Origin of the sequence: Mesorhizobium sp. M1163 (assembly GCF_040318415.1) — a bacterium.
Taxonomy (GTDB): domain Bacteria; phylum Pseudomonadota; class Alphaproteobacteria; order Rhizobiales; family Rhizobiaceae; genus Mesorhizobium.
Genome location: NZ_JAMYMF010000039.1, coordinates 17,596 through 31,350, shown reverse-complemented (window position 1 = coordinate 31,350; position 13,755 = coordinate 17,596). Strand labels below are relative to the sequence as shown.

The following is a 13,755-nucleotide window of genomic DNA, read 5'->3' as shown; positions in this document are numbered from 1 at the left end:
TGCACTGCGGTATCTCACCGCCGGCAGCAAACTTCGCCATCAGCGGGTGTTGTACATCCAGCTGCGGTCGCGCCACATTTTTTCGCCGACCAGGCAGTCGGTGACGGGGCTGTCCTGTGCCAAGACCAATGGCGGATGCGCCGCCTCTTCCGCCGCTCGCTGCGGCGAGGCCGGACCGGCAAGCTCAAGCACCAGCTTGCGGCGGATGGCCTCCGGAAACTGCGTCCAGTCATTGACCGGGATCATGAAGGAACCCGGCCCACCGATGACGCAATCGCTGTAGTAACGGTCGAGATTGTTGACATCGTAAGCGCTGCTGAACCCGCCGCCCTTGGTCATCAGCGGCAGGCCGTTGACAGTGATACCCTGCTTGATCACGGCGTCGCGGGTGATGTCGACAGGTGCGCCCTGGTTGTTGGGGCCGTCGCCCGAAATGTCGATCACCCGCTTGACGCCCTGGAAGCCGCTTTCGGCGAACAGATCGCTGGCGAATTCCAGCGCGCCGGAGATGGAGGTGCGCCTGGCACTGGCCGGCGGATGAGCGGAAAGCTGCGCTGCCAGCCGCTCGGCGTCGGCACGGTTGGCGATTACCGTCCACGGCACAACGACCTGCTGCCAGGTCGCGCCTGCCCATTCGACGTAGGTGACGGCAATCTTGCCGTGAGCGCCGTCGCCGATTGCCTGCAGCACGTCGTCGTGCGTCAGCGCCGCCGCATAGCCGTGGCGCTGGATTTCGAGCTCGTCGGGCGACATGGACAAGGACACGTCGACTGCCAGCACCAGTTCGACGTCAACCGGCTCGGCGGCGCGGGAGATTGCCGCCGGCCATAGCACCGACGCCAGCGCGGCGGCACCCGAGACGAGATGTCTTGCACAGGCAAAAGCAGACATGCCGCACGGTAAGCTAAAATCGACGACCGACAAAGAGGAAAGCCCGGCCGAGAGCGCGGCTGTTCCAGTCACGTTTTTGCGAGCACGTCTCTAAGTTCAGCTGCGCGGATTGAGGTTCTTCGGGTCGTAGAGCGGCCTGTAGCCGACGGCGGCCACTTCGACCGGGTATTTCTCGCCGAAATATTCGACGCTCAACTTGCGGCTCTCCTGGCAATAAGCCCAGGGCAGGTAGGCGAGCGCGATATTCTTGCCGAGGGTCGGACCATAGGCCACCGAGGTCGTGAACGACCGACGGCCGAGCTCGTCGACCAGCGTCTCACCGGTTTGCGGGTCCATCACCGGCATCGTGCCGACCGGATAGCGGGGAACGCCGTTGGAATCGGTATTGTCCGTCATCACAAGGGTGCAAAGCATGGCCGGCTGATGCGCCCGGGCGCGATATTCCAGATGCTTTGCCTTGCCGCAGAAATCGGCCTCCTTGACCTTCGGCCGGGCAAGATCAGCCTCCAGCAGATTGTACTCGGTCAAGAGATCCGCGTTCTGCAGGCGCAGGCTCTTCTCCATGCGGCGGCTGTTGGCATAGGTCTCGACGCCAAAGGCCATTACGCCGGTCGACCGCAGGGCGTCCCAGACGGCCAGGCCGTCCTCGGAGCGCATATGCAGTTCCCAGCCTTGCTCGCCGACATAGGAGATGCGGAAGGCGGTCACGTCCTTGCCGGCGATCCTGACAGGCTTGATGGCGGCAAAGGGAAAATTCTCCGGCGTCAGTCCGTCGGGATTTTCCACGACCTTGCTCAATGCCGCCCGCGCATTCGGACCCCAGATGCCGACGGTCACGTACTTCTCGGTCACGTCGGTGACGGTAACGTCGAAGCCTTTGTCTTCTGCCGTCCGGCGCATGTACTGGAAGTCGCGCGGTCCGGCATCGGCGCCGTCGATCACGCGGCAGCGGTCGGCCATGCGGATGACGGTCAGGTCGGCGCGCACCATGCCTTCCTCATCGAGGAAATGGGTATAGATGCCCTTGCCGATATTGCCGTCGCCGCCGATCTTTGCCGCGCACAGCCATTCCATCAGCGCGACGTGATCGGGGCCTTCGACGTCGTACATGGCGAAATGCGACAGGTTGACGATGCCGCAATCCTCGCTCATGGCGAGATGCTCGGCATTCGAGACGCGCCAGAAATGGCGGTTGTCCCACTCGTTTTGACGCAGCGGCACCCGGTTGCCGTATTTCTCGAGCAAATGCTCGTTGGCGGCGTAGCCATGGGCGCGTTCCCAGCCGCCGAGCTCCATGAAATAGCCGCCGAGTTCCTTCTCGCGCTCCCAGAAGGGCGAGCGGCGGACATTGCGGGCCTTGGAGAAGGGTTCGCGCGGATGCACCGCCGGGTTGTAGACCTTCATCGCCGTTTCGGTGCAGCGGTCCCAGATGAACTGCTCTTTCGTCTGGTGCGGATAGAAGCGCGAATAGTCGATGGCGTGGTGGTCGATCGCCGTGCGGCCGTCCGTCATCCAGTCGGCGATGAGCTTGCCCATGCCCGGGCCATCCTTGACCCAGATGGCAACGGCATACCAGAGGCCCCTGACCTTCTGGCTTTCGCCCATCGACGGGCCGCCGTCCGCCGTCACCTGCAGCAGACCGTTGAAGGAATGGCTCTCATTGTAGCCCAACTCGCCCAGGATCGGCGTCAGTTCCATGGCGCGCTCGAGCGGCGCCATGATCTGCTCCATGTCGAGATCGCGCTGCGACGGCGAAAGCCGTGCCTCGTTTTTCTCGAGAATGTCGCGCGGATGGCAAAGGCGCGGATTGGTCTCTTCGTAGTAGCCCCACTCGATCTGCCCGCCTTCGGCCGTCTTGGGATCGCCGGTATCGCGCATGTAAGCCGAGTTGCCCTGGTCGCGCAGCAGCGGCCAGCCGATCTCCTTGCCGGTGCCGGCGAACTCGGTGTACGGCCCGAAGAAGGTAAGCGGATGGTCGATCGGCATCACGGGCAGGTCCTCGCCCGCCATTTCCGCAATAAGCCGTCCCCAGATTCCGGTGCAGACCACGACATAGTCGGCTTCGATAGTGCCGCGGTCGGTCACCACGCCCTTGATGCGGCCGTTCTCGATGACGAGCGACTTGGCGGAGGTATTGGCAAACGCCCTGACTTTGCCGGAGGCTTCCGCCTGGTCGACCAGCTTGCCGGCGACCGTCTGCGAGCGCGGGATGACGAGGCCGGCGTCGGGATCCCACAGGCCGCCCTGTACCATCTGTTCTTCGATCAGCGGGAATTTTTCCTTGATCTCGGCGGGATCGATCAGGCGGGCGCGTGTGCCGAAGGCCTTCGCCGAGGCGATCTTGCGCTTGATCTCCGCCATGCGGGCGTCGTCGCCGACGCGGGCGACCTCGAGGCCGCCGATGCGCGCGTAATGGCCCATCTTTTCGTAGAAATCGATGGAATAGAGCGTCGTCCAGCACGACAGGAAATCGTGGCTGGTCGTGTAGCAGAAGTCGGAGGCATGCGCCGTCGAGCCGATATCCGTCGGGATGCCTGATTTGTCGATGCCGACAATATCGTCCCATCCGCGCTCGATCAGGTGATGGGCGACCGATGCGCCGACGATGCCGCCAAGCCCGACGATGACGACCTTCGCCTTTTCCGGAAACCCTGCCATTGCCCGCGACTCCAAGATGCTATTGCGCCAGACTATAGGGCGGCGCCGCGCCGCGCTTGCAGCCTGTTTGCGACATCGCCAAAAAAGCCCGCGCCACCAGCCCGTCGAATGCAGTTAGACCTACGCCTTCGCCCTGCTCGGTACGAAGGCGCTGCTAGAGCCCGTCCTGCGCAGCTTCGAAGAAAAGTGCATACCTTCATCGCCGATTACCGGAAGCAAATAAAAGGCCGGGCGTTTGCCCGGCCTTCAAAAAATCATGGCGTCGACTTTACTTGATGCGCGCGACGCCGCCCGAGATCTCAATGGTCTCCGAACCGGTCAGCGCCTCGAGGTCGCCATTCGGCAAGGTAACAAAACAGCCGCTCGGGCAAAATTCCACGGTTTCGCCGGCGGCCAGCGCCAGCTCGGTCTTGCCGCCGCCTTCGGTCACGATCAGCGTGCGGGTCTCAGCGTCCTTGTTGACCGCGCTGGCGGCATGGGCCGAACCGCCCACGGCCAGAAAAGCGATGGCGGCGACGAGAGACTTCCACATTTTGCAGTATCGGTGTTGCCACCGCCTCTGTTGCATTTTGCAAGGCATTCTCGCCGTTTGCAGGTGAGCTTATATGCAATGCAAGCTGAACGGCAACTGAATGCCGCATTCATGCCGCAATTGGTTTCCGAAGGCTTGAAGGCAAGCTCCAAACAGCTAGTCAGGATCAGGCTTCCGCACCTTGCGTCCCGACTTGGCGAGACGTTTCGCTTCCGCCACTGCCAGTGCTTTTGCTTGCTCTCGCTCGGCGAATTCGACTTCGATCTTGTCGTCGTCGATCGGCCACGCCTCGTGCTTTTTGGTCTCGACGACGGCGCGCGGCGCCGACGGAATTTCGATATGCTGGTCGGCGAACACATCGAAGATTGCAAAGCGGATGTCGTTCTGGACGATATTGCCACTAAGAACGTCTGCCAGGAACACGCGAATCTCGAATTCGAGCGCGGCCGGGCCGAAATTGGAAAACAGCACAAAGGGTTCCGGGTTCTTCAGCACCAGCGGATGGCTGCGTGCGATCTCCAAAAGGACGCCATGCACGTGCTTGACGTCGCTACCATAGGCAACGCCGACCTTGATGTCGACGCGGCCGAGCTTGTTGCGGTGCGTCCAGTTGCCGACCGCATTGTTGATCAGGTTTGAATTGGGCAGGATCACCGATTGCCGTTGGAACGTCTCGATCTCGGTGGCGCGCACGCTGATCTTCTTGACAGTGCCGCTGATGTCGCCGGCGACGATCCAGTCGCCGACCTTGAACGGCCGCTCGGCCAACAGGATCAGGCCCGAGACGAAGTTCGAGACGACATTCTGCAGGCCGAAGCCGATGCCGAGGGACAGCGCACCGGCGACCAGCGCGAGGCTGGAGAGGTCGATGCCGGCGGCCGAGATGCCGACCAGTGCCGCGACGGCGACGCCGGCATAGCCGACCGCCAGCCGGATCGAATTGCGCACGCCGGTGTCGACGCGGCCGCGCGCCATCACCGAGCCGTCCAGCCATCCCTGGAACCAGCGCGTCAGGAAATAGCCGATGATGAAGACAACGACGCCTGAGAGGATGCCGGTGATCGAGATCGTCACCGAGCCGATGGTCAGCCCCGTTGCCAGCTTGTAGGCCCAAGCCTGGATGTCGCCGGGCTGGAAGCCCCACGTCAACAGGATCAGCGGCAGGAACACCAGCACGATCATCACGTTGATGGCGACGCTGACGACCAGGCCGAGCTGGTCGAGCGCGGTCGGCTCATAGCTTGAATTGGCGGATAGCCAACGGCCGATCGAGCTATTGGCGAAGCCGCCTTCCTCGCCGATCGCCCGCGCCGACAGGAAGCCGATATAGGCGGTGACCAGGATGGTGCCGGTGATCACGACCTGCACCGAGACGAACATGGCAAGGCCGATATAGCCGAACAGCGCCGACGCGATGGTGAACAGCCCCAGCGCCACGGCGGTGTAACGCAGCCACGCCGGCCACGGCCGCCAGATCCCGTCGGCGGCCTTGAACGGCTTCAGCAGGCCCATCAGGATCAGGATGACGCCGACGATGATGGTGGCGACAAAGCTTCTGGCGATGGTCAGCGACAGCGGCGAGCCCATCTTGTCGTTCACGACCGACAGGAAATAATTGATGCCGATGGCGACGGCCATGGCCGTCGTCAGCCGCACCAGCCAGCGCGCCGGGCCGGTTTCGACAGGGATCAGACGCCAGTTCGGCAGTCGCGGCTCAAGCGCCGCATTGGTCAGCCGGTTGACGCAGAACACACCCGCGACAACGGCAGCCAGCGCATTCAGGAAGATGCCGATATCGCCGCGCAAGACGTTGTAATAATTGAAAAAGAAAATGGTCGAGGCAAGGAAGACGCCGACTGCCAGCGTCGGCAGCAATGTCGACCAGAACGCCACCGACAGCCGGCTGAGATAGGAGGGATCCTCCACCGAGGGGTCCGCTTCGAACACACGGCCGAACAGGCGCCGCCCGCCGACGAAAAGCACGGCGGCCAAGGCAAGCGCCATCAAGGCCGCGGCAAGAACGGCCTGGAACTTGAACTTGAAGGCAAAGCTCAGCCAGGACGACACCGCCTTGTAGAAACTGGTAAATTCGTTGTTGGCATCGGAAATGACCTCCGGGCTCAATGCATCGGACAGCACGTAACGCTTGGTGAGCTGGTTGCGGAAAAGCTCGCTGCGCATATTGCCGATCTTCTCGATCAGCCCGCTGATGCGGATCGACAGGTTTTGCGCCGTGGCGATGACGGCATTGATCTCGGCTTTTTCGGAGGCCAGCGCCTGGCGTTCGCCGGTCACGATATCGGGCTCGGCTGGCTGGCCCGCGGCCGGCGGCGGGCCTAGCTGCTCTAGCCGGCTGTTGATCTCGCTCAGCCGCGGCCGGAAAGCGAGCGCGCTGTTGAGCGAGGCACGCGACATTTCTTCCAGCTGCAGCCGAATATCGACAAGGCTGGCGTCATCGTCGCCGTCCTGCTGGAACTTCGTTTCGAGATTGTCGGTCTTCGTCGTCAGGTCCTGGAGGATTTTCTGCTGATCACTGACCAGTCCCGCGGGCGCCTGGCCAAGCCCTTGCGCCACCGCTCGCAACGAAAGCGGCGCCGAGGCGACAAGCATCAGGACCAGAACGAAGCGGAGCAGTCGGAAAAACATGATTGTCTGGCGACTCACGGGCGATAAGGCGTTCTAAAGGCCTGCTCTTGATAAAGACCGTCATATCTGGGGGCAAGCCGTCCCTGACGGCCCGCTTTCGAAGTCGGCCAATCCAATCGAAGTCGGGGAGTCGAAAAGCGATGGCGCAATCTTGGCTTTGGGTTGGCGGCCTGCTCTATAGTCTGCCGCAAAGCCTGAAATGGATGACAATAAGAATGGCGGAATATTCGGCCTTTTCGCTTCTCAAGAACGCGCTGACCGGAAACAAGGACTGGAAGCCGGCCTGGCGCAAGCCCGACCCGAAGGCGTCCTACGATGTCATCGTCATCGGCGGCGGCGGCCATGGCCTGTCGACCGCTTACTATCTCGCCAAAGAGCACGGCATCACCAATGTCGCGGTGCTGGAGAAGGGCTGGCTCGGTTCCGGCAATGTCGGCCGCAACACGACGGCCGTCCGCTCCAACTACCTGCTGCCCGCCAACACGCGCTTCTACGAACATTCGATGAAGCTGTGGGAGAACCTGTCGCATGACCTCAACTATAACGTCATGTTCTCGCAGCGCGGCTGCCTGAACCTCGCCCACACACCTGCTCAGCTCGACGACTATGCCCGGCGCGGCAACGCCATGCGCCATCTCGGCGTCGACGCGGAACTGATGACCACGGCGGAGATCGCCCGCCTGGTGCCGGCGCTGGACGTCTCCGCCACGGCGCGTTTCCCGATCGTCGGCGGCCTGATGCAGCGACGCGCCGGCACCGCCCGCCACGATGCGGTCGCCTGGGGATATGCGCGTGGCGCAGATCGCCGCGGCGTCGACATCATCGAAAACTGCGAGGTCACCGGCTTCCTGCGCGACGGCGACCGCATCACCGGCGTCACGACGACCCGCGGCGAAATCCGCGCTAAAAAGGTAGCGGTCGCGGTGGCCGGCAGCACCGGGCGGGTCATGCGGCTTGCCGGCATCGAGACAATGCCGATCGAGAGCCACGTGCTGCAGGCCTTCGTTACGGAATCGCTGAAACCGTTTATCGATACGGTCCTGACCTTCGGCATGGGCCATTTCTATATGTCGCAATCGGACAAGGGCGGCCTTGTATATGGCGGCGACCTCGACGGCTACAACAGCTACGCCCAGCGCGGCAGCCTGCCGATCGTCGATGAGGTGATGAGCGAGATGCTGGCGCTGTTCCCGGGGCTCGCCCGCGTCCGCATGCTGCGCTCATGGGGCGGCGTCTGCGACATGTCGATGGACGGCTCGCCAATCATCACCACCGGTCCGCTGCCGGGCATGTATCTCAACTGCGGCTGGTGCTATGGCGGCTTCAAGGCGACGCCGGCTTCCGGCTGGTGCTTTGCCTGGACCATTGCCAAGGACGAGCCGCACGATCTCAACGCGGCCTTCACGCTCGACCGCTTTTACCGTGGCATGGTGATCGACGACAAGGGCCAGGGCGCCACGCCCCGGCTGCATTAGGCCATGATCCCGAACCGCAGGTCCGCGTCAGCGAAAAGTGGAAACCGGTTTTCGGACAAGATCATGGTCAAACGAGAAGTTTAAGAGATCCATGCTCATCACCTGCCCCTATTGCGGCCCGCGCGACGTTATCGAATTCACCTATCAGGGCGACGGCAATCGCCAGCGCCCACAGCCCGCGTCGCAAAACCTCGACGCCTGGAACGCTTATGTCTACGACCGGCTGAACCCCGCCGGCGACCACAATGAGATCTGGCAGCATTCCGGCGGCTGCCGCGCCCATCTCAGGGTGGTGCGCAACACGCTGACGCACGAGATCTCCAGCACTGCCTTCGCGCGCGGCGACCACAACTCGGTTGCGCGGCACAGGGCCGAGGACAAGTCATGAGCCCGCGCCGTACCGAGACCGGCGGCCGCATCGACCGGCTGCGGACCATCCGCTTCACCTTCGACGGCGCGCCTTATACCGGCCATGCCGGCGACACGCTGGCTTCGGCGCTGCTGGCCAACGGCGTCACCCTGTTTGGGCGTTCGTTCAAATATCACCGCCCGCGCGGCGTGCTGACTGCCGGCGTCGAGGAGCCAAACGCGCTCGTGACTGTGTTGAGGGGCGAGGTTCGCGAGCCGAACATTCCCGCCACCATGGTCGAGATCTATGACGGGCTGGCCGCAATGAGCCAGAACCGCTTCCCCTCGCTTGCCTGGGACGTCAATGCCATCAACCAGCTCGGCGGCAAGCTTTTGTCGGCCGGCTTCTACTACAAGACCTTCATGGGACCGGTGGTCGGTCCGCTGAAGGGCACGCGCTTCTGGATGTTCTGCGAGCATTTCATCCGCCGTGCCGCCGGCCTGGGCAAGGCAGGCACGGCTCCCGATACGGCGCGCTACGAACGCATGAACGCGTTTTGCGACGTGCTGGTGGTCGGTTCCGGCCCGGCCGGGCTGATGGCCGCCAGGGCGGCCGCCGATCAGGGTGCACGCGTCATCCTGGCCGAGCTCGAGCCGCATTTCGGCGGCTCGGCCAATTGGTCGGGCGAGACGATCGATGGCATGCCGGCCGCCGATTGGGCGGCGCGCGCCGCCGGCCAGCTCGAAGGCCATGACAATGTCCGCCTGCTGCCGCGCACCACCGTTTGGGGCTATTACGACGGCAACACGCTTGCCGCGATCGAACGCGTCACCGACCATACGGAAACGCCGGACAAAGGCGAGCCGCGCCATCGCTACTGGACCATCCGCGCCAAATCGGTGGTGCTGGCCACCGGCTCCCTGGAGCGTCCCTTGGTCTTTCCTGGCAATGATCGGCCAGGCGTGATGCTGGCGCATGCGGCCGAGCGCTATGCCAATGAATATGGCGTGCTGCCGGGTCACAGGGTCGCGCTGTTCACCAACAATGACAGCGCCTATCGCGCAGCACTGGCGTTGAAGAAGGCCGGTGCCGCGGTCGTCGCCATCGTCGACGTGCGCCCGGAGCTTTCGAGCGAAATGCGCAAGCTGGCCGGCGAGACCGAGGCCGAGATCTTTTCTGGCCACGCAGTGATCGCCACCGAGGGCGGCAAGGCGCTTTCCGGCTTCAAGGTGCAGCGCTTCGACATGGCCAGTGGTGCGCTTTCCGGCGATGCGCGCAGCATCCACGCCGATTGCCTGCTGATGTCGGGCGGCTGGTCGCCGACCATCCATCTGGCCAGCCAGGCCGGAGCCAAAGCGGAATGGAACGAAGCGTTACAAGCGTTCCTGCCGCCGACACCGACAACACGGCAATGGATCGGCGCCGGCGCCTTCACCGGCAGTTTCTCCACCGCCGAGGCGATCGCCGAAGGTCGCGCCGCCGGCCTTTCCGCTGCGGGCGCAACAGCCACGCCGGCGGCCTTGCCTGCCGTCGGGGCAGCACCTGGCGATCCCGATCCGGCACCGGTGTTCGAGATCAAGGCCGCAGGAAAAAGCTTCGTCGACTTCCAGCATGACGTGACGGCCGACGACGTGCGTCTGGCACACCGCGAAGGCTTCGTCTCGGTCGAGCATCTGAAGCGCTACACCACGCTCGGCATGGCGACCGACCAGGGCAAGAGCTCCAACATACCAGGCCTCGCCATCATGGCCGAGGCGCTGGGCAAGCCGATCCCGCAGGTCGGCACGACGCGCTTTCGTCCGCCTTTTTCGGCGGTGTCGATCGGCTCGCTTGCCGCCGAACGCTTCGGCGATCTGAAGCCCGAGCGGCTGACGCCGATGCATGACTGGCACGTCGCCAACGGCGCCACCATGTATTCGGCCGGCCTCTGGTGCCGGCCGATGATCTACGGCCATCCCGGTGAAACGATCGAGCAGGCCTATGTGCGCGAGGCGAGAGCCACGCGCGAGAGCGCCGGCATTGTCGACGTCTCGACACTGGGCAAGATCGCGGTGCAAGGCCCGGACGCGGCGGAATTCCTCGACCGCGTCTACACCAACATGTTTTCGACGCTGGCCGTCGGCAAGGCGCGTTATGGGCTAATGCTGCGCGAGGACGGCCTCGCCTTCGACGACGGCACCACCTGGCGGCTTGGCGAGCAGGATTTCCTGATGACCACCACCACCGCCAATGCCGGCAAGGTAATGCAGCATCTGGAGTATTTTCTCGACGTGATCTGGCCGGAGCTGAAGGTCCACGTCACCTCGGTCACCGACCAATGGGCCGGTGCCGCCATCGGCGGGCCGAACGCCAGGCAGATATTGGCTGCTTGCGTCAGCGGCACCGCTGTCGACAATGCCGCCCTGCCCTTCATGGGCATCGTCCACGGCGAAATCGCCGGCGTGCCGGTGATGATCTGCCGGCTGTCCTTCTCCGGCGAAATGGCCTTCGAGGTCTATTCCGGCACCGGTTACGGCACCCATGTCTGGGAGGCGCTGATCGAAGCCGGCAAGCCGTTCGGGCTGGTGACCTACGGACTGGAGGCGCTGGGCACCCTGCGCATCGAGAAGGGCCACGTCACCGGCGCCGAGATCGACGGTCGTACCACGGGGCGCGACCTGCATCTCGACTGGATGCTGTCGAAGAAGAAGCCGTTTATCGGTTCGGCGATGATGGATCGCGAGGGGCTGATCGCGCCCGACCGCCTGGAACTCGTCGGTATTGTTTCGCTCGACAACCAGCCGCTAAACGGCGGCGCACACATCGTCGAGGAGCTTGACGAAGCCAATCCGCACGGCTCGCTCGGTCACATCACCGCTTGCTGCTATTCGCCGGCGCTCGGCAAATATATAGCGCTTGCCTTGGTCAAGGGCGGCAAGGCGCGGCGCGGCACGCGCGCTTATGTCTCCGACCCGTTGCGCAACCGGTTCGGGCCGGTCGAGATCGTCTCCAACCATTTCTTCGATCCGGACGGGAGCCGCATGCATGGTTGAGCGCCAATCACCGCTTGAGCCGGTGCTGCATCCAGGCTCGCATGGCAATTTCGAGCACGGTGTCGAAATCATCCTCTCCGAAACCAGGCCGGGTTCGATCCTGCAGCTCGCCGCCTGGCCCGGCCAGGAGAAGGCGTTGATGGCCGGCATCCGCACTGTTACCGGCCTGGCTTTGCCCGACGGCGCCGGCGGCGGTGTCACGGACGGCGTCAGGTCGGTGTTCGGCTTTGCGCCGGGAAAGTTCACAATGGTCGATGAGGCCGAGGGATTGGCATCGGCCTTTGCCGACGTCGTCACTCCGTCCATCGGTACGGTGACCGACCTTTCGCACGGCCGCACCGCGATCCGTATCGCCGGGCCAAAGGCCGAGTGGGTCCTGGCAAAATTCTTCGCCATCGACTTCGCGCTGCCGGCCTTCCCGATCGGCGCCGGCCGCTCAACCATGCATCACGACGTCTTCGCCCAGATCCAGCGCACCGGCGCCGATCAGTTCGACATCTATGTGTTCCGCTCGTTCGCACGCTCGTTCTGGAAGGCACTCTGCCACGCCAGCGAGGAAGTCGGCTACGAAGTGCAGTAGCTAGACGGCGCGTCGTCACCTTACTCGGCGAACGTCACCCACTCTTCCAGCGGCGCGCGATCGGTGCGGAAGGCATTTTCAGGCTTGGACGTATCCTCGTGGCCGAGCGCCATGCCGCACACGACGATCTCCTCGTCGGGAATGTCGAGCACGGGCCTGATCTGCCGGTGATAGGGCGCGAAGGCGGCCTGCGGGCAGGTGTGTAGGCCCCTGCCCCGCGCCGCGACCATGATGTTCTGCAGGAACATGCCGTAGTCGATCCACGACCCCTTGTTCAGCCGCCGGTCGACGGTGAAGATCAAGCCGACCGGCGCATCGAAGAAGACGAAATTGCGGTCGTGTTGCGCACGCATCCTGTCGACCTCGCGCCGGCCGATGCCGAGCACGCCGTAGAGGCCGAAGCCGTTGGCCCGCCGTCGCGTCAGATAGGGTTCGAAGAACTGGTCAGGATAGTAGCGGTACTCGTCCCACTCCGCCTTTTCGGCGCGGATGCCCGAACTGAGAATGGCGTCGGTGATGCGCTGCTTGACCTCGCCCTTGGTCACATAGACCTTCCAGGGTTGCATGTTGGTGCCTGAAGGCGCGCGCGCGGCAACGGCGAGAATATCGCGGATGGTGTCGTCATCGACCATGTCAGGCAAGAAGGCGCGTACGGACCGGCGCGAGGTGATCGCGTCATCGACGATCGCCGCCGCAATCCGGGAGTTGTTTTCCAGCATGGGCCGTCCCTTTGCGCATAATCCTGGAACCCGGCTTTTCCGGAAAGGATCATGCGCCGACTAGAAGTGATGGAGCATCTTGCGAGTTTCTATGAACGCTCGACGCCCTATCCGCCTCGACCGGACGCCCCACTCGCCGCTCGTGTGCCGAGCCTTTGCCTGAACCGTCAAAATGGCGCAAGTAAATCTTGTGGGTTCATGAAAATCATCTTGATTTTTTCACAGACCTGCGGTCACATGAAATTTGCTGGGAATTTTTCATCGAGACAGGGATGGCTTTGCCCTCAACCGCCGCAACACCGGAACAAGATAACGGCGAACGGCTGCTGGCCGGCGACATTCGCGCGTTGCGCAAGGCGCGCGGCCTGACGCTTGCCGAAATCGGGCTGAAGCTCGGCCGTTCCGTCGGCTGGGTCAGTCAGGTCGAGCGCGGCCTGTCGATCCCGTCGCTCGGCGATCTCAGGGCCTTCGCCGAATTGTTCGGCGTGCCGGTCAGCCTGTTCTTCAGCCATGACGTGCCTGTCGAGACCGAACGCGGCGTGGTCGTGCGCGCCGGCAACCGGCGCACCCTTGGCACAAGCGATTCCGGCCTGGTGGAGGAGCTTCTGTCGCCGGATCTCGGCGGTAGCTTCGAGATGCTGCGTTCGGTCTTCGCCCCCGGTGCCGAGCTGAAGACCGAGGCCCGCCGGCCGACCGAGGAAGCCGGCTACGTCGCGTCCGGCAGCTTCGACATCGAAATTGCCGGCGTCTGGCACCGGCTTGGAGCAGGCGACTCCTTCCGCTTTGACGGCAAGCCGTTCCGCTGGCGCAATCCTGGAGCGGAACCGGCTGTGGTGATCTGGGTGGTTTCGCCGCCCGTCTATTGATCTGGAG

At 63.6% G+C, this 13,755-nt stretch carries 10 protein-coding genes; 5 read left to right on the top strand and 5 right to left on the bottom strand.

Annotated features, from left to right (window positions below; translation table 11 throughout):
- Positions 1–39 precede the first annotated feature (39 nt).
- From NKH43_RS29185 to NKH43_RS29170, 4 genes are all read right to left on the bottom strand, one after another.
- Complete coding sequence (locus tag NKH43_RS29185; RefSeq protein WP_023719921.1) at positions 40–891, bottom strand: DUF1194 domain-containing protein; 852 nt, start codon at positions 889–891, stop codon at positions 40–42.
- A gap of 96 nt (positions 892–987) precedes the next feature.
- A complete protein-coding gene (locus NKH43_RS29180) occupies positions 988–3,549 on the bottom strand; it encodes a GcvT family protein (protein ID WP_352861043.1) in 2,562 nt (853 codons plus the stop codon).
- Between the two features lie 268 nt (positions 3,550–3,817).
- Positions 3,818–4,081 (bottom strand): hypothetical protein, encoded by a 264-nt coding sequence (locus tag NKH43_RS29175; RefSeq protein WP_023676533.1) that lies wholly within the window; start codon positions 4,079–4,081, stop codon positions 3,818–3,820.
- A 156-nt stretch (positions 4,082–4,237) separates the two neighbouring features.
- Complete coding sequence (locus tag NKH43_RS29170; RefSeq protein ID WP_352484517.1) at positions 4,238–6,727, bottom strand: mechanosensitive ion channel family protein; 2,490 nt, start codon at positions 6,725–6,727, stop codon at positions 4,238–4,240.
- A gap of 215 nt (positions 6,728–6,942) precedes the next feature.
- Here NKH43_RS29170 and NKH43_RS29165 point away from each other — a divergent pair, with 215 nt between their 5' ends.
- The 4 genes from NKH43_RS29165 to NKH43_RS29150 all read left to right on the top strand — a co-directional run bounded on the left by NKH43_RS29165 (position 6,943) and on the right by NKH43_RS29150 (position 12,163).
- Positions 6,943–8,202, top strand: a complete 1,260-nt coding sequence (locus NKH43_RS29165) for a sarcosine oxidase subunit beta (protein ID WP_352861090.1) — start codon at positions 6,943–6,945, stop codon at positions 8,200–8,202.
- Between the two features lie 91 nt (positions 8,203–8,293).
- Positions 8,294–8,590 carry a sarcosine oxidase subunit delta gene (locus NKH43_RS29160; protein ID WP_023719917.1) on the top strand — a complete coding sequence of 99 codons (297 nt, stop codon included), beginning with the start codon at positions 8,294–8,296 and terminating at the stop codon, positions 8,588–8,590.
- Positions 8,587–11,583, top strand: coding sequence for a sarcosine oxidase subunit alpha (locus tag NKH43_RS29155; RefSeq protein ID WP_352861041.1), 2,997 nt, complete (start codon positions 8,587–8,589; stop codon positions 11,581–11,583). Before NKH43_RS29160 ends, NKH43_RS29155 begins: the two co-directional genes overlap by 4 nt.
- A complete protein-coding gene (locus tag NKH43_RS29150) occupies positions 11,576–12,163 on the top strand; it encodes a sarcosine oxidase subunit gamma (protein WP_023719915.1) in 588 nt (195 codons plus the stop codon). Before NKH43_RS29155 ends, NKH43_RS29150 begins: the two co-directional genes overlap by 8 nt.
- A gap of 20 nt (positions 12,164–12,183) precedes the next feature.
- On the opposite strand, the gene NKH43_RS29145 is transcribed toward NKH43_RS29150, so the two are convergent.
- On the bottom strand, positions 12,184–12,882 hold the full coding sequence (locus NKH43_RS29145; RefSeq protein WP_023719914.1) for a nitroreductase: 699 nt from the start codon (positions 12,880–12,882) through the stop codon (positions 12,184–12,186).
- A 272-nt stretch (positions 12,883–13,154) separates the two neighbouring features.
- Between NKH43_RS29145 and NKH43_RS29140 the strand changes: the two genes are divergently transcribed.
- A complete protein-coding gene (locus NKH43_RS29140) occupies positions 13,155–13,748 on the top strand; it encodes a helix-turn-helix domain-containing protein (protein ID WP_352484512.1) in 594 nt (197 codons plus the stop codon).
- Positions 13,749–13,755: the final 7 nt, after the last annotated feature.